Source organism: Stenotrophomonas sp. GD04145, assembly GCF_029835135.1.
GTDB classification, from domain to species: Bacteria; Pseudomonadota; Gammaproteobacteria; order Xanthomonadales; family Xanthomonadaceae; genus Stenotrophomonas; species Stenotrophomonas maltophilia_P.
This window is the reverse complement of sequence record NZ_JAODZG010000009.1, coordinates 38,632-52,944: the sequence shown is the minus strand read 5'-3', so window position 1 is coordinate 52,944 and position 14,313 is coordinate 38,632. Positions and strand designations below refer to the sequence as shown.

The following is a 14,313-nucleotide window of genomic DNA, read 5'->3' as shown; positions in this document are numbered from 1 at the left end:
TCAAGCCGATCCGCCCGCTACGCCTAGTTGCATAAACGATTGACCTTCAATGTGCAGCCTGATGGACTCCCTGATTTCGCTCTCGAAGGCATTCGCGCTTCTCAGGTAGATGGACTCGGTCGTCTCCCTGAGGCTGTGCCCTAGTACTGACTGAACATACTTGATCGCATCCATGTCGCCGTTTGCGCGCTTCTCCATGTACGTGTACAGGGCGAATGTGTGCCGAAGCGCGTGGATGGTTATCCGCTCTCGCTGCGTTGATTCATAGCGCGCCAGGTCGGGCTCTTTGGAAAGGCGCTTAAGCAACCTGTCTTTGGCGAGAGCGAAATGGCGATCGAACGTCTGGGGAGTTATCGGACTACCCGCATGCCTGCGGTCGTTTACGTCGAGAACGAATAGTGCGCCGTGATCCTCCAGCTTGCGGTACCGCAGTCGGAGGTCAATGAGGGCCTGCCGAGTACCCTTGGCATAGCATTTCAGCGCCTCTAGGAGCCAAACTGGTACGGGAACATTGCGCTTCTTGTTGCCCTTTCCGACCACTGGGATGGCAACTGCGGAAAGCGGATCGCGCCCTTCGGTGCGCGTCTTAAGGACGGTGATCGCATGCAGATCGCACACTTCAGACCGCCTCAACCCGGCGTGGTAGCACAGCTCAGCCATCAATCGCTGCGCCGTGGTCGCGAGCGCCAGTTCAACGAGACCGTTTCTTTCGACCACGGGTTTAGGGCCTAGTTCGTCGAGAACGCCTACGACCGTCTCGGGATGCAGCGCAGTAATGAGCTCGTCAGCGTCGTTCAGCCCGGGCAGATTCACGTCAACATCGAGAACTTGAACAGTTCCTCGCTTTGTCTGCTTGCTCAGCAGCGCTGGCGGCTTCCTTAGATAGCCCCGTTTCACACAGAAGGCGACTAGCTTAGTCACGGTCGACCATCTTCGGTGGATGGTCGCGGCGGCAAATTTCTCGAGGGTCACCGCGGAGTCCAGGTCCGTCAATGTGTCCGCGTAGGCTTTGAGGAGCTGCTCGTCTACATCCGAGACGCGCTTTTTCCTTGCGTCCAAAAAGTGATGGAAGTCGGTGAGGTCAGCCGCTATTGCTGCCGTCGTATTCTTGCTGCATGCAAGCTTTGGATTCCGGTCAATGGTGAGATGAGAATCTGCAAAGAACTCAAAAGCAGGCTGAACGAGTGATCCGTCCGACCTGCTGATTAGAAAGCAGAAGCCCTCGGGCAAGGGCACGCCTTGCTCACCCGTTGTCACCGTCGCTGGTGAAGTGATCGCATGCGCGGTGCAGATTTCGACGTCGTAGGCCATGGCGCCGAAAGCTATCAGGTACGCGAAAAATTTTCTGGCGCGTGAGCCTTACGGTACATTAACAAATGGAATGAGAATCAGATCTGTTTTTTACTGTCATTGATTCAGTGGTTTACGCCTGATCGTGAGCCTTCTGGTACGCTTGATGTGAAGGACAGCCCAAACTTTAGCGGGGGCGAAGTGCGCAAAAGCCCAGCGGATTCGGTCATCGCGTACTCGAGATTTTCGCTTTCGCTACCAACTTGGGGGTCCGCTTGACCCTGCAGTCGATAGCACGCGGTCTATGGCTACCGAAGCGCGCTGGCAGTGAGTTGGCATGAGCAGATCGGAGACGACGCGCCTGCTACTGCGCATCCTTCGGCGAATCGTATCGGCTGGAACGACGTGTGCGTGCGGCGCTTCCACATTAGTTTCTGACGGCGCAGATAGGGGTGCCGTAGAAGGCCTGCAGCACCTCCACTGAGAGCGGCCTCTCGATTGCCGTCTCCGGCGTCTCCAAGACGAACCCTATGGAAGACCTACTTGAGGCTTGTTCGCATGGTGGTCCGTATCTGTTCCATTTTTGGAAGAGAACCATCCGTACATGTGTGCTCTTGCGAAGCGCCATCGAGACGACGCTGTCATTGAAGCTAGCCTTCGGTCCTGCGGGCCGGGTTGAATGCACTCTCCAGTTGCATGATGCGATCAGTCAGGCGTGCAGTTGCGATCTGCAACCCGTCGTCGTCCGCCGAGTACGGAGAGCCAAACAACGGTATCTCAACCCATAGGCTCTCTTGGCCGTCATGCACGTATGGGCCGTGGTCATCCAGCAGAAGGGCGTCGCCCAAGTGGGGGGAGACATAGGAGAGATCCTTTGTCTTTCCAGACCAATGGATGTAGCGAAGTCCGGAAAACCATACCGGTACACTGCCTTCCGTAGCCAGCAGTCCCGCAATGCTTCGGGCGAGTGCTTCGGGAACCGTGGTGAACAGCACAAGTTCCTCGAACTGAGATCGGACGTCCTCAAGGAACCTATATAGGCCTGGGCGAGGGATCTGACTGACTGCGTTCGAGATGAGCGTACCTTCGAGGTCCAACGCCAGGATGGTTGGCTTCATAAGGAGTTCCTGTTGGGATCTTTCGACCCAGAGTAATCGTGTCGTTAGGTGACTGCCTACTGCGTAGAGCGAATTATGCTGGTTCGGTTTACGCATCCTGGAGCATTCCGCGACCACTCACTTCCGCTGGATTGCTTCTGAGACTTCTATAGCCCAACGAGAGGTGTGGATAATCCGGGCCTCCTGTAGCTGCTCTTGGAGGATCTGGCGCTTGGTGAGCTGAGACACCTCCTCCCATTCGTTCCTGAAGATGTAGGTGGCGTTGCCTGTCTCCGGGCTCTCGAACACGTACCGACTCTTTCGCGTGAACCCGAAGACGATGTACTCACTGAAACCGCCTAGTCCTACTGCCATAAAGTCTGGCTCGTGACGAGTGATGGTCCGGATGCGCTGTCTAGCGGCTGCGCGATCGCTTTCGGTAAGCTGCTCCAGATAGTTATCCAGCACCTGCATCGCTCGATCGAACGGGAACTTCCCAGGAGGAAGAATGCGCCAGGTGACCTTCTCGACCCTGACTGGCACCGCAAGGTTCGGGTCAACGATTTCAAAGTGTGGGAAGCATTCCAGGTAGAGGTTGAGGAGATTTGCAATGCTCTCTTCTGGCTCCGTCCGATCAATGATCCTCGTAGCCATTGCGATACCACCGTCTGTCTCCACGGCGGTGAGGAATTCACCAGGTGGTGCAATGTGTTCCCGGGGATAGGTTTCGTAAGATCTCGTCTGAGTGCCGTGGTGGGTTTGCCCGTGCCAGTCCTTCCACGACGTGTTGATCGATCGAGACTTGGTGATCATCGGAAGGTCCTTTCTGACGATCTCTTTGCCCCGGGCATTGAAGAACGTCGCGGGTCCTTCGGCGCTTGGCACAATGGAAGCACCCGCTAGCGGAACGCCGTCAAATCCCAGCATCGCCGCCTGGTCCTCTGTGAGTGGGCTGCTAAGGAGACGAAATTGTGGCAATCGCTCAATCGTACTTCGGTAGACTGATAAACCTCTCACTTGCTTGGGCATACGCTAGTCCTTGTCATGAGGAAGCGGGATAACCAAATACGTTTAGAGAGCCGTCTGAGCTTACTACGCAGGAAGGGCTAGTTCAGTTTCGGGGAGATGGTATCAGCACTCGGGAGCCTGTTACTCCTTGTCCCTGTAAGCACCGCTCCGACTGGATCCTTCGCTCGTAACTGCTGCTACCACGCTTTCCGTCTGGTTAGAAAAGTTGACCTTGTGGCGACTTCTCCTGGGGAGGTTGAAACAGATGAGTGGCTAGTGCAGGCAGCCTTGTGAAACCGAGCTCACGATACTTTTTTTCAAATCGCTTACGGATCAAGTCCGCCACCGGTCCAGTTCCGGACATTCTGGTGCCGAAGCTGGCGTCGTACTCCTTCCCGCCATGCATCTGTCGCATCAAGCTAAGCACGTGCGCGGCCCGATCAGGGTAGTGCAGCTCGAGCCATTCTCTCCAGATCTCTTTGATCTCGTTAGGTAACCGGAGAAGCACGTAGCCAGCGGCCCGGGCACCGTGTTCGTGAGCGGCCTGAAGGATAGCTTCTAGGTCATGGTCCGTGATCATGGGTATGACAGGCGCGATCAGAACCCCAACCGGGACCCCTGCATCGTGCAGCTGATTCATTGCTCGCAGCCTGGCGTGGGGAGCGGCAGCTCGCGGTTCCAGCTTTGCCGATAGCTTCCTGTCGAGCGTAGTGACCGAGAAGTAGACCGTAACCAACCTGTCCTTGGCCATCGACGCCAGCAGTTCGATGTCCTTGGTGATCAGCGCGCTCTTGGTGACGAAGCTCACCGGATGCTTGGCATCAGCAAGCACCTCAAGGCATTGGCGTGTAATTTGGTAGTTCCTTTCAATCGGCTGATAGCCGTCTGTGTTTATTCCCAGAGCAATTGGGGCGCACTTGTAGTTCGACTTGCTAATTTCCGCTCTGAGCCGCTCCGGGGCATTCGTCTTTGCAAATAGGCGCGTCTCGAAGTCCAAGCCCGGTGAAAGGCTCAAGTAGGAATGGGAGGGGCGGGCAAAGCAGTAAACGCACCCATGCTCGCAGCCGCGGTACGGATTTACCGACGCGCTGAAGCCAACGTCGGGGGATGTGTTGCGGCTGATCACCGTTCGCGCTCGCTCTTCCTGTACCTGAGTTCTCAACTGCGGCGCGTCTTCCATCTCCTGGTAGACCGATTCCCAGCCATCGTCGATTCCCACTGTTGCAGTGGTATCGAAACGGCTCGCGACACGCGATGCTGCCCCTCTACCTTTGAGGGGAACTTGGGCCTTTCGAGCATCCTGTTCCATGGCAACAACTTGGGAAGATTAGGTTGTTAGTATTATTGCTAACCACAACCACCGCAACACCCTGGAATTCAGCTAGCTGTAGGCCATTGGGTAATCTGGCGAGAAAGTTTTACCCAAACTTATCCACAACTTCGGCTTGTGCAGTCTTTGTCAGCTACGTTGGCCGTGGAGCGCTTTGGCTTCGGCCAAGAAGGTTTGCATCAATGCACGCGATCGACGTGTTGCTGCAGGCAGTTGAATACCCAACTGCGCGCAGAGCGAAGTCGCGTACGCCATCTGTGCACCCGTGGGTGGCTTGATGTCCCAATCTGTGAGTTGCGGGATGAGCTTTGACAGCTCTTCTGCCAAGCGGCATTCGAAGCCCCTGGCTTGCCCTTCCTCCTCCTGCATCCGACGCACCTGCATTGCAACTTGCTCCCTGCCCATGGGCGAGAAGGGAACCTCAAGCGTGAACTCCAGTTCCGGACATACGAGGTAAAAGTTCATGAGATGGGCAATTAGTACTTATAAGTAGACTACCTTTAGAGGCGTAGTCTTTAAAGTACCGGGACCACAAGCTGCTTCGTATGGTCGAGCATACGAATCAAGCGAAACTTGCAGATGTGATCCGCGCGCATCGTATTGCTCTGGGTGTCAGCCAGGAAGTCTTTGCTGACCACATCGAAATGCACCGCGCCTACTACAGCAAGATCGAACGTGGCGAAAAGAACGTCACTCTCGCTACCTTGGAGCGCGTGGCTGATGGTCTGGGCACGTCGATGTCAGCCTTGCTACGCGCCGCAGGTCTCTAACTTTCTTCGCAGCTAAAAAGCGAGGGCCAGCTCGTCCGAGAGGGGCGAGCTCGCCGTTGCTGCGCGCGCTCCTGCCAAGCCGATGTGTTTACTGATACTCCGCTAAACTATTGATCTATATCCATTTGTCTGGTGAACAATCAGGGGGTATTGATACCGTGCTCGCAGCCACGATACGGATTGACCGACTGGCTGAAGCCTACGTCCGGCGAGGTATTGCGGCTGATGATGCTGCGCGCGGTTTCAGCGCGTACCTCGGTGCGCAGGCGGGGGGCCGCGAACTCTTCGCTTTCATCCACGTCCCAGCCGTCGTCCACCGCCTCGCTGACGGTGCTCTCGAAGCGCCCGGCAAGGTGGGAGCTGGACCCTCGGCCTTTGATCGCGATACCCATGTGGGTAGCCTACGCCGCTGCCGTCTCAGCGGCTGCGACAGCAGTATTGGCCCCGCCGGGCAGGGTCCGGCGCTACCTCAGAGCAGCGCCAGATAGCCCCGAACGGTCGCATCCAGCCCGTCATACAGGGCCTCGCCGATCAGCGCATGCCCGATCGAGACCTCCAGCACCTCCGGCACGTTCGCCAGGAAGTCACGCAGGTTGTCCTGCGACAGGTCATGGCCGGCATTCACGCCAAGCCCCACGGCCTGCGCGCGGCGCGCGGCCGTGGCGAACAACGCCAGCATCGCCGCGGCGTCGCCTGCGGCGTGCGCTTCGGCGTAGGGTCCGGTGTACAGCTCGATGCGATCGGCGCCGACCTCGGCCGCCTGTTCCAGCAGCGGGTTGCCGGCGTCGACGAACAGGCTGACCCGGCAGCCCATCGCCTTCAGCTCGGCCACCAGCGGACGCAGGCGCTCGCCGTCGCGCTCGAAGTCGAAACCGTGGTCGGAGGTGATCTGGCCATCGCCGTCCGGCACCAGGGTGGCCTGCGCCGGACGCGTCTGCGCGCACAGCGGCAGCAGCCCCGGGTAGCCGTCGCGTGGCGGTGCGAAGGGATTGCCTTCGATGTTGAATTCGACGCCACGGACGCGGGTCAGCGTGGACAGCGCCATTACGTCCTCGGCGGTGATATGACGTCGATCGGGTCGCGGATGCACGGTGATGCCATGGGCGCCGGCATCCAGGCAGGCCTGGGCGGCACGCACCACATCGGGTTCGGCACCACCGCGCGAATTGCGCAGGACGGCGATCTTGTTGACGTTGACACTGAGCTGGGTCATCGAACGGTACTACTTGGAAAGAGGGGACGGATCGTGTTCGTCGCGTTGATCCGCGCCACGGGCCTCGGCCTGCTCACGCAGGCGGCGCAGCTCGTCGGCATCGATCAGGGTTGAGGGATCACTCTGCAGATCACCGAACCGGGCCACGTAGCGGCCACGCACCCAGGCCAGCAGGAAGGCGAGGGCCGCCAGCAGCGCCAGCGCCATCAGCCCCGGGCTTGGGGTTTTCAGCGCGAAGGCGAAACAGCCCAGCGCCGGCAGCAGGTACAACCAGTACATAGTCAGGCTCCCCGGATGATCGCCGCAGTGTAGCGCCGCCTTACAGCAGCGGCGAGGCCAGGCGCGCGAAGGCCTCGGGCAGGCGTTGCAGCCACAGCGAGCGGGCCGCGGCCTGGTCGTGCACGCGGGTAGCGCGCTCGAACTCGGCCTCCAGCAGGCCCGCCAGGGCGGCCACCCGCTCGCGGTCGCTGATCATCATCGACAGTTCGAAGTTCAGGCGGAAGCTGCGATGGTCGAAGTTGGCACTGCCGACGATGCAGACGTCGTCGTCGGCGATGAAGGCCTTGGTGTGCAGCATGCGGGGGCCGTACTCGTAGATCTTCACCCCGGCGTGCAGCAGCTCGTCGAAGTAGGACCGTGCGGCCTGGGTCACGAACCAGGAATCGCTCATCTTCGGCACCAGCAGGCGCACGTCCAGTCCCCCCAGCGCGGCCGAGGTCAGCGCCATCCGCGCGGCTTCGCCCGGCACGAAGTAGGGCGTGACCAGCCACACGCGCTCCTGCGCTTCCTGGATGGCCGCCACGTGGAGCCGGTGGATGGTCTCCCAGCCCGAGTCCGGGCCGGACACCAGCACCTGTGCGTTGATCGAGCCTTCGCCGCGGAGCGGCATGTCCGCCGGCCACATCCGCGCGATGTCGAAATGCGAGTGGTCCTGACCGCTGGCGTAGAGCCAGTCCTCGGCAAACACCAGTTGCAGGCTGCGGACCACGTGACCGCGGATGCGCATGTGCAGGTCGCGATAGGCGTTGGCGTTGCGGCTCTCATCCTCGTCATCGGTGATGTTGATGCCGCCGGTGAACGCGAGGCGGCCATCGACGATCACCAGCTTGCGGTGGGTGCGCAGGTTCAGCCACGGTCGCTTGAAGGGCTTCAGCAGCTGGCGGGGATGGAACCAGACCGCTTCACCGCCGGCGTCGAGCAGCGGCTGCAGGAAGCGTCGCGGCACCGCGGACGAGCCCACTGCATCGAGCAGCAGCCGCACCTGCACGCCGGCGCGGGCACGTTCGACCAGGGCATCACGCAGTGCGGTTCCGGCATGGTCGGGATTGAAGATGTAGTACTCCAGATGCACGTGGTCACGCGCCTGCGCCACCGCTTCCAGCAGCGCGGCATAGGTCGCCGCGCCATCGACCAGCCAGGTCACTTCGGTGGCACTGCTCGGCGCCAGTCCGGTGGTGGCCTGGGCGATCTTGGCCAGCTCGGTGCAATCGGCATCGGGCGGGCAGACGTCGCTGTAATGCTCCATCCCCGATCGCGCGCGGCCACGACGCAGGCGCTGCCGCTTCACCTTCTGCGGACCGAGCAGGTAATAGATGAAGAGGCCGAGGTAGGGCAGCAGGGCCAGCGACAGGATCCAGCTCAGCGTGGCTACCGGTTCGCGCTTCTGCAGCATGATCCAGCCCGCCAGCGCGAGCAGGTACAGCAGGTAGGCCACGGCCAGGATCGAACCCAGGTGGGCGATGCCATCAAGCCAGTGGCGGAGGGAGTCGAAGAGGGCGAGCATCCGCCGATCATAGCGGGCGCGTGCAGTCAGAGGGGGTCAGATCCCTTTTGCGCAGGGAAAGGGATCTGACCCCGTCGGGCTTCGCAGGCACAAAAAAAGACGCCCCTGTCTCCAGGGGCGTCTGCAGTCGCGTCATGACTGTTGTGTTGCGGTATTGCGTTTACTGCTGTACGAAGCCGATCTTCTTCATCTGAGCATTCTTCGCGGCAGCCAGAACCTTGGCCATCACGTCGTACTCGGAATCCGGGCTTGCATCGATCCGCAGTTCCGGCTGGTTGGTCGGGTCACGCTGGACCTCCTGTTCCATCCGCTGCTGCAGCTCGCTGGTGCTGATCGGGCTGTTGTTCCAAGAGACCTGGTTGCTGGCGTCGATCTTCAGTTCGATCGGCGGCGGCGGTTCGACCAGCTGCGGCGGTGGGTTGAGCACGCGCTGCGGCAGGTCCACGGCGATCGGGTAGGTCATGATCGGCGCGGTCACGATGAAGATGATCAGCAGCACCAGCATCACGTCCACGAGGGGCGTGACGTTGATGTCGGCCATGGGGCCCTTGCCACCACCACTACTGAATGCCATGGCTTATTGCCCCTTTTCTTTGGTCGCGACGAAGCCGACGTCCAGCATGCCCTGCTCCTGCGCGACCTTGGTCAGGTCGTTGATGACGCGCATCTTGGTGGTGCGGTCACCACGCAGGTTCAGCGGCGGCTGCGGGGTCTGCTGGGCGGCGGTCGCCAAGCGCGACTCGAGCGTCTGCTTGGTGATTTCTTCGTCGTTCCAGTAGATCGAGCCGTCTTCCTTGACTGCCAGGGTGATCGGACCGGAGCGCTTTTCGGCGTCATCCGGATTCTGGATCAGGTTGGCTTCCGGCAGATCCACCTTGACCTTGTGGGACATCAGGGGCGCCGTGATGATGAAGATGATCAGCAGCACCAGCATCACGTCCACGAGGGGCGTAACGTTGATGTCGGCCATGGGGCCGCCGCTGTTACCACTACTGAAAGCCATAACGGGCTCCGTCTAGATCTTGATGACTACTTGCTTCGTCGCGGGTGGAAGCGCGCCGCAATCAGCGGACGCGCGAACCGGTGGCGAAGAAGTCGTGCAGGTCGTGCGCGAAGGTATCGAACTTGCTGATGGTCGCGCTGTTGATCTTGCTGAAGAAGTTGAAGGCGAACACGGCTGGGATCGCGACGAACAGACCGATCGCGGTCATGATCAGCGCTTCACCCACCGGGCCGGCAACGGCGTCGATCGAAGCGGAGCCGGTGGCACCGATCTTGATCAGCGCGCCGTAGATGCCCCACACGGTACCCAGCAGACCGACGAACGGAGCGGTCGCGCCGACGGTGGCCAGCAGGGTCATGCCCGACTGCAGCTTGTTGCTTTCGCGGGTGACGGCCTGACGCAGGGCGCGGTCGACGAATTCCGAACGGCTCAGGTTCTCACCCAGGCCACCGGTACCGCCGCCTTCAGCGCGCTGGTGGTGGGCAGCTGCCTGGGCAGCGTCCAGGGCGATCTTCGAGAACGGCTCCGAAGCCGGCTGCTCTTCCATCGCACGGATGGCGTCCTGTGCGTTCGGGGTGTCCCAGAACAGGCTGACGACGCGATCGGCAGCGCTCTTCAGGCGGGTGGCGCGGAAGATGTTGATGACGGTCCAGTACCAGGACATGGCCGACATGATCACCAGGGTCAGCAGCACGACCCAGGAAACAGCGAAATCACCCGGCTTGGTGGTCATTTCGTGGATCAGGTGCTCGAAGCCCATCTGCGACAGGGCGTTGGACGGATTGCCCCCGGCAGCAGCGGCGATGAAAATTTCCTGCAGCATGACGCTTACCTTTGTTGTGTGTGGTGATAAAGGGTGTAGCTAAGCTAAACAATCGAACCGGAGCGGGGGTGGCCCGAAGCCACCCGAACGCATCAGTTCAGCGCAAAGTTGACCGGGACGCGAACGCGACCTGCCGTCTTCTTACCGCCAGATTCAGCGGCGTTGAAGCGCCACTTGCGTGCTGCTTCCATCGCAGCACGGTCCAGGTCGCGGTTACGGCTGGACTTTTCCACCGTGACATTGGTGACGTTGCCGCTGGCATCGACATCAATGATCAGGATCACTTCACCCTGGATACCTGCGCGGAATGCTGCCGGCGGATAACGCGGGGGATTCATCGCCTTGGACGAGATGTCCACGCTGGCCTCGATCGACGCCGGCGGGCTTGGCGGCGACGGCGGGGTCGGCGGAGTGACGATATCGTTCGGACGCGGTTCCGGCACGTCCACGACCGGCGCCTGCGGCGGCGGCGGGACCGGCGACGGCTTCGGCGGCGACAGATTCTTCACCGGCGGCGGCGGAGTATCTGTCGGCGGCGGCGGCGGCGGCGGCGGGGGCGGCGGCGGCGGTGCGTCGACGATGGTCACCATCACATTGCGTTCCTTTTCCGCAGCGGCCTTGGGAGCCACGGCAGGGATCAGAAGCATCATGAAGGCGGCCAGATGCAGGGCGATTACAAACGCGATGCCGACGATGCGAGGCCAGCTCAGCCCCTTGTCATCGGGTTGTTCGTACCGGTGAACGACTAGTTGTTCCGTCATGCGCCAAGAGCTCAATAGTGGGGCCGGGATGCCGGGGGCGGAATCCCTGATCAGCGGTGCATGACACCGCAGGAACCTCCAAGCTTATACCAATCCTGAGCGCCTGCGCATCAACTGAGCAGGCGTTCAGGCGTTATTCCTACTTACTTCAGGTTGATGATTTTCTTGGCATCAGCCTGGTTCTTCACGCCCTTCGCCAGCGCCTGCTGGGCGGCCTGCTTGGCCTCGGGGACGCGACCTTCGGCATGCAGGACGCGTGCCAGGTTCAGGTAGGTCTCACCGTCCTTGGACAGCGGGGCGGCCTTCTGCCACGCATCGATCGCCTGCGGCACCTGGTCGGAGTAGTAGTAGGACTGGGCCAGCGCCAGGTAGACCTGGTAATCCGGCTTCAGGATGCCCTTCTGCAACCCTTCGTTGATGACCGCGATGACGTCCTTTTCCTTGTTCTCGGTGTTGGCATAGATCGAGTACAGCTGCTTGTACTCGCGCTCTTCGGTGAGCTGGCCGCTGCTGCGCAGCTTGTCCATCACCGCGGCGGCCTTGGGCATCTGGTCGGCCTGCATGTACATGTTGGCCAGATTCAGCTGCGCCTTCTTGTCGTTCGGGTTCTTCGCCGCCAGGGCCTCGGCGGCCTGCACGGCTTCACCGGTCTGGCCGGCCTCGGACAGGGCCGCCATCAGCAGCTGGTTCCAGCTGTCCTTCGGCTCGGTGGAGCCGGCGATGGCCTGCTTCAGCACCGGGATCGCTTCCTGGTAGCGCTCCAGCTGGTACAGCGCCTGGCCCTTGGCGATCAGCTCGTCCGGCTTGGTCGACTTGCTCTCGGCGAAGTACTTGTCCAGGGTAGCCAGGCCTTCGGCGGTCTGGTCTTCCTGCAGCTGCAGCTGGCCCAGCATCAGCATCGACTGGAAGTGGCCGTTGTTGTCCAGGCCGTTGAACTGCAGCACCTGCTTCAGGTAGGCGATGGCGGCGGCGACATCGTCGGTCTGGTAAGCGGCCTGCGAAGCCAGCTGCGCGGCCAGCGACTTGTCGTACTCGTTCGCGGCGCTGTCAGCCAGGATCGCGTCGGCCTGGGTGCGGGTCTCCGGGAACTTTTCCTTGTTGTAGCTGTCTACCAGTTTCTGCAGCTTGCCACCCATCTTGGCCGAGGACTTGGCCGCCGGCTCCTGGCGGGTCGCATTGGGGTACAGCGGTTCGGCCTTGGCCTGCTTGCTGCTGCCGCCGCGGTTGCCACGGTCGGAGGAACGCGAGGACTGCGCGAGCGCATCGGTGACCACGGCGCCGGTCAGGGCGGTCGCGACGAGGACGGAAAGCACAGCTTTGTGTTTACGGAAAATCATCGTTCACCTCGATCGAACCGCCGGATAGCGGCAAAGTCGGACTGTCAGAAAAATCTGAGCCGCCAAACGTATCAGAAACAGATGGCGTGAGAAATCGTTTTATGTGCTGCAATACAGCATGAAACTGCGCACTCATCCGCACTTTGGTCGCAGTCCGGCCGCCTGCGCCTGCTGGTAGACCGGCATCAGGGCAGGGGAATCACGTCGCAGCTCCTGGATCCGGTTGGCCGGATCGGGGTGGGTGGACAGCCATTGCGGGCTGCGTCCGCCGCTGGCGGCCATCATGTTCTGCCACAGGTCCACCGCCTGCGCCGGGTTGAAGCCGGCCTGCGCCATCAGCCGCTGGCCGATCACGTCCGCCTCGCTTTCCTGGGTCCGCGAGCCCGGCAGCAGGAACGCCGTCTGTGCCCCCATGCCGCCAAGCTGGTTGACCGTGCTGGCCGCGCCTTCGCCATAGGCAGCGCCGGCCAGTGCGCCGAGTACCGCCAGGCCGGTCTGCGCGCCCATCTGCCGGGTGATGCGCTCCTCGTGGTGGCGGGCGATGACATGGCCGATCTCGTGGCCGATCACGGCCGCCAGCTGGTCCTGGTTCCTGGCTACGGTGAAGATGCCGGTGTTCACGCCCACCTTGCCGCCAGGCAGGGCGAAAGCGTTGGGTTCCTTGTCGACGAACACGGCGGTTTCCCACCGTACGCCACGGTATTGTGGAGGCAGCTGGGCGACCAGCGCGTTGACCACGCACTGCACGTAGCCGTTCTGCCGGCCGTCCGTGCTGATCTTTTCCTTCTGCTTCGTCTCGGCGAACGCCTGCGCGCCGAGCTGGTCAAGCTGTGCCTGCGAGACGCCACCGATCATCTGCCGCCGTCCGGTCGGCGAGGTGGTGGTCGCGCAGGCGCTGACCAGGGTGGTGATGACAAGGGCCAGCAGCAGTTGTTTCATGGGTCCACCCCCGTGTTCATGAGCGCAGTGTGTATCGTCGCTGCTTAATCTTTCGTCAAGCGGACAGCCGTTACGTCGCGCCGAAGAACACCAGCGCCGCCAGTGCCACGGCATTGTTCAGGGCATGTGCGGCGATGGCCGCCCACAGCGTTCCGGTACGGCGGTACAGCCAGCAGAATGCAGCGCCCATGCCGCCGTAGACCAGCCAGAGCTGGGCGATCTCGGCCGGGCCGTTGGCGCTGGTGCCGGGAATTTCATGGATCAGGGCGAAGGCAAGGCTGCTCAGTATCATGCCCAGCCAGGGGCGACCGGCCTGCCACAAGCGCCCGAACAGGACGCGCCGGAACAGCAGTTCCTCGTAGGCCGGCGCCAGCACCACCGCGAACAGCATCAGGAACAGCGGAAAGCGCGCGACCGCGTTCTGCATCAGTTCCACGTTGGTCGGCACCGGTTCGATGCCGAACTGCCGGGACAGGAAGGCGATGCCGTTGCTGCCCACTACGATCAACGTGGCCACCAGCAGCGTCCAGCCCCAGGTGGAGGGCCGGCGCAGCGCGTCACGCGACGCCTGGCGTTCGGCCGCATTGGCCGGTCGTCGCCAGAAATACAGCAGCAGGGCCGCGCCGCCGGTAGCGAACAGCGCCATCAGGATCTGCGCCAGGGCACCCGGCTGGCCCAGTGCTTCGGTCAGGGTGCCGGGATCGGGTGCGGCGCCGTTGGCCTTCGCGTTTGCGTAGCCGACCATCATTCCGCGGTACAGGCCCCAGAACAGGCCACTGATCAGGCTCAGGCCGAACAGGGTGACGGCGGCGATGCCCAGATCGATGAAGAATCCCGCCAGCGGCGAAGCGGCGCGGGGGGCGGCGGTCGCCGGCGGAACCGGCGGCGGTGCGGAAACCGGAGCGGAAGCGGACATCAGATACCTGCGATCAAGGGGCAAGGGCCGGCGCGCCTCCCCG

Annotated in this window: 16 protein-coding genes and 1 pseudogene; 1 reads left to right on the top strand and 16 read right to left on the bottom strand. The window is 61.7% G+C overall.

Annotated elements, in window-relative coordinates; translation table 11 throughout:
• The 5 genes from N7367_RS07255 to N7367_RS07235 form a co-directional block, all read right to left on the bottom strand.
• Nucleotides 1-1,311, bottom strand: coding sequence for a tyrosine-type recombinase/integrase (locus N7367_RS07255; protein WP_100441009.1), 1,311 nt, complete (start codon nt 1,309-1,311; stop codon nt 1-3).
• Nucleotides 1,312-1,940: 629 nt separating this feature from the next.
• Nucleotides 1,941-2,408: an NIF family HAD-type phosphatase gene (locus N7367_RS07250; protein ID WP_100441008.1), complete on the bottom strand. Its 468-nt coding sequence runs from the start codon at nt 2,406-2,408 to the stop codon at nt 1,941-1,943.
• A 117-nt stretch (nt 2,409-2,525) separates the two neighbouring features.
• A complete protein-coding gene (locus tag N7367_RS07245; RefSeq protein WP_224119313.1) occupies nt 2,526-3,314 on the bottom strand; it encodes a hypothetical protein in 789 nt (262 codons plus the stop codon).
• 298 nt (nt 3,315-3,612) lie between these two features.
• Complete coding sequence (locus N7367_RS07240) at nt 3,613-4,704, bottom strand: PA0069 family radical SAM protein (RefSeq protein ID WP_100441006.1); 1,092 nt, start codon at nt 4,702-4,704, stop codon at nt 3,613-3,615.
• 150 nt (nt 4,705-4,854) lie between these two features.
• Entirely contained in the window at nt 4,855-5,190 is a 336-nt protein-coding gene (locus tag N7367_RS07235) for a hypothetical protein (protein WP_049412845.1), read from the bottom strand.
• A gap of 80 nt (nt 5,191-5,270) precedes the next feature.
• On the opposite strand from N7367_RS07235, the gene N7367_RS07230 reads away from it, so the two are divergent.
• Nucleotides 5,271-5,495 (top strand): helix-turn-helix transcriptional regulator, encoded by a 225-nt coding sequence (locus N7367_RS07230; protein ID WP_049412847.1) that lies wholly within the window; start codon nt 5,271-5,273, stop codon nt 5,493-5,495.
• Nucleotides 5,496-5,650: 155 nt separating this feature from the next.
• Here the strand turns inward: N7367_RS07230 and N7367_RS07225 are convergent.
• The 11 genes and pseudogenes from N7367_RS07225 to N7367_RS07175 form a co-directional block, all read right to left on the bottom strand.
• Nucleotides 5,651-5,887 (bottom strand): annotated as a pseudogene (locus N7367_RS07225) (radical SAM protein); the annotation flags it as partial.
• Between the two features lie 77 nt (nt 5,888-5,964).
• Nucleotides 5,965-6,708, bottom strand: a complete 744-nt coding sequence (locus N7367_RS07220) for a pyridoxine 5'-phosphate synthase (protein WP_111187091.1) — start codon at nt 6,706-6,708, stop codon at nt 5,965-5,967.
• Between the two features lie 9 nt (nt 6,709-6,717).
• Complete coding sequence (locus N7367_RS07215) at nt 6,718-6,987, bottom strand: hypothetical protein (RefSeq protein WP_053517208.1); 270 nt, start codon at nt 6,985-6,987, stop codon at nt 6,718-6,720.
• Between the two features lie 40 nt (nt 6,988-7,027).
• The gene (gene cls / locus N7367_RS07210) at nt 7,028-8,491 is read right to left on the bottom strand and encodes a cardiolipin synthase (protein ID WP_065182132.1); all 1,464 of its coding nucleotides are present in this window, start codon (nt 8,489-8,491) and stop codon (nt 7,028-7,030) included.
• A 160-nt stretch (nt 8,492-8,651) separates the two neighbouring features.
• Nucleotides 8,652-9,065, bottom strand: coding sequence for a biopolymer transporter ExbD (locus N7367_RS07205; RefSeq protein WP_053517211.1), 414 nt, complete (start codon nt 9,063-9,065; stop codon nt 8,652-8,654).
• Nucleotides 9,066-9,068: 3 nt separating this feature from the next.
• The gene (locus N7367_RS07200; protein WP_053517212.1) at nt 9,069-9,494 is read right to left on the bottom strand and encodes a biopolymer transporter ExbD; all 426 of its coding nucleotides are present in this window, start codon (nt 9,492-9,494) and stop codon (nt 9,069-9,071) included.
• 61 nt (nt 9,495-9,555) lie between these two features.
• Nucleotides 9,556-10,317, bottom strand: a complete 762-nt coding sequence (gene exbB, locus N7367_RS07195) for a TonB-system energizer ExbB (protein ID WP_053517213.1) — start codon at nt 10,315-10,317, stop codon at nt 9,556-9,558.
• 92 nt (nt 10,318-10,409) lie between these two features.
• The gene (locus N7367_RS07190; protein ID WP_180876273.1) at nt 10,410-10,967 is read right to left on the bottom strand and encodes an energy transducer TonB; all 558 of its coding nucleotides are present in this window, start codon (nt 10,965-10,967) and stop codon (nt 10,410-10,412) included.
• Nucleotides 10,968-11,221: 254 nt separating this feature from the next.
• On the bottom strand, nt 11,222-12,415 hold the full coding sequence (locus tag N7367_RS07185) for a tetratricopeptide repeat protein (protein ID WP_053517216.1): 1,194 nt from the start codon (nt 12,413-12,415) through the stop codon (nt 11,222-11,224).
• A 132-nt stretch (nt 12,416-12,547) separates the two neighbouring features.
• Complete coding sequence (locus N7367_RS07180; RefSeq protein WP_053517217.1) at nt 12,548-13,354, bottom strand: M48 family metallopeptidase; 807 nt, start codon at nt 13,352-13,354, stop codon at nt 12,548-12,550.
• A gap of 70 nt (nt 13,355-13,424) precedes the next feature.
• Nucleotides 13,425-14,270, bottom strand: a complete 846-nt coding sequence (locus N7367_RS07175; protein WP_279942069.1) for a CPBP family intramembrane glutamic endopeptidase — start codon at nt 14,268-14,270, stop codon at nt 13,425-13,427.
• Between the last annotated feature and the right edge of the window lie 43 nt (nt 14,271-14,313).

Excerpts from the sequence above, each read along its gene's own strand:
- N7367_RS07255 (WP_100441009.1), bottom strand. The coding sequence starts at position 1,311 with ATGGCCTACGACGTCGAAATCTGCACCGCGCATGCGATCACTTCACCA.
- N7367_RS07250 (WP_100441008.1), bottom strand. The coding sequence starts at position 2,408 with ATGAAGCCAACCATCCTGGCGTTGGACCTCGAAGGTACGCTCATCTCG.
- N7367_RS07245 (WP_224119313.1), bottom strand. The coding sequence starts at position 3,314 with ATGCTGGGATTTGACGGCGTTCCGCTAGCGGGTGCTTCCATTGTGCCA.
- N7367_RS07240 (WP_100441006.1), bottom strand. The coding sequence starts at position 4,704 with ATGGAACAGGATGCTCGAAAGGCCCAAGTTCCCCTCAAAGGTAGAGGG.
- N7367_RS07235 (WP_049412845.1), bottom strand. The coding sequence starts at position 5,190 with ATGAACTTTTACCTCGTATGTCCGGAACTGGAGTTCACGCTTGAGGTT.
- N7367_RS07230 (WP_049412847.1), top strand. The coding sequence starts at position 5,271 with ATGGTCGAGCATACGAATCAAGCGAAACTTGCAGATGTGATCCGCGCG.
- N7367_RS07220 (WP_111187091.1), bottom strand. The coding sequence starts at position 6,708 with ATGACCCAGCTCAGTGTCAACGTCAACAAGATCGCCGTCCTGCGCAAT.
- N7367_RS07215 (WP_053517208.1), bottom strand. The coding sequence starts at position 6,987 with ATGTACTGGTTGTACCTGCTGCCGGCGCTGGGCTGTTTCGCCTTCGCG.
- cls (WP_065182132.1), bottom strand. The coding sequence starts at position 8,491 with ATGCTCGCCCTCTTCGACTCCCTCCGCCACTGGCTTGATGGCATCGCC.
- N7367_RS07205 (WP_053517211.1), bottom strand. The coding sequence starts at position 9,065 with ATGGCATTCAGTAGTGGTGGTGGCAAGGGCCCCATGGCCGACATCAAC.
- N7367_RS07200 (WP_053517212.1), bottom strand. The coding sequence starts at position 9,494 with ATGGCTTTCAGTAGTGGTAACAGCGGCGGCCCCATGGCCGACATCAAC.
- exbB (WP_053517213.1), bottom strand. The coding sequence starts at position 10,317 with ATGCTGCAGGAAATTTTCATCGCCGCTGCTGCCGGGGGCAATCCGTCC.
- N7367_RS07190 (WP_180876273.1), bottom strand. The coding sequence starts at position 10,967 with ATGATGCTTCTGATCCCTGCCGTGGCTCCCAAGGCCGCTGCGGAAAAG.
- N7367_RS07185 (WP_053517216.1), bottom strand. The coding sequence starts at position 12,415 with ATGATTTTCCGTAAACACAAAGCTGTGCTTTCCGTCCTCGTCGCGACC.
- N7367_RS07180 (WP_053517217.1), bottom strand. The coding sequence starts at position 13,354 with ATGAAACAACTGCTGCTGGCCCTTGTCATCACCACCCTGGTCAGCGCC.
- N7367_RS07175 (WP_279942069.1), bottom strand. The coding sequence starts at position 14,270 with ATGTCCGCTTCCGCTCCGGTTTCCGCACCGCCGCCGGTTCCGCCGGCG.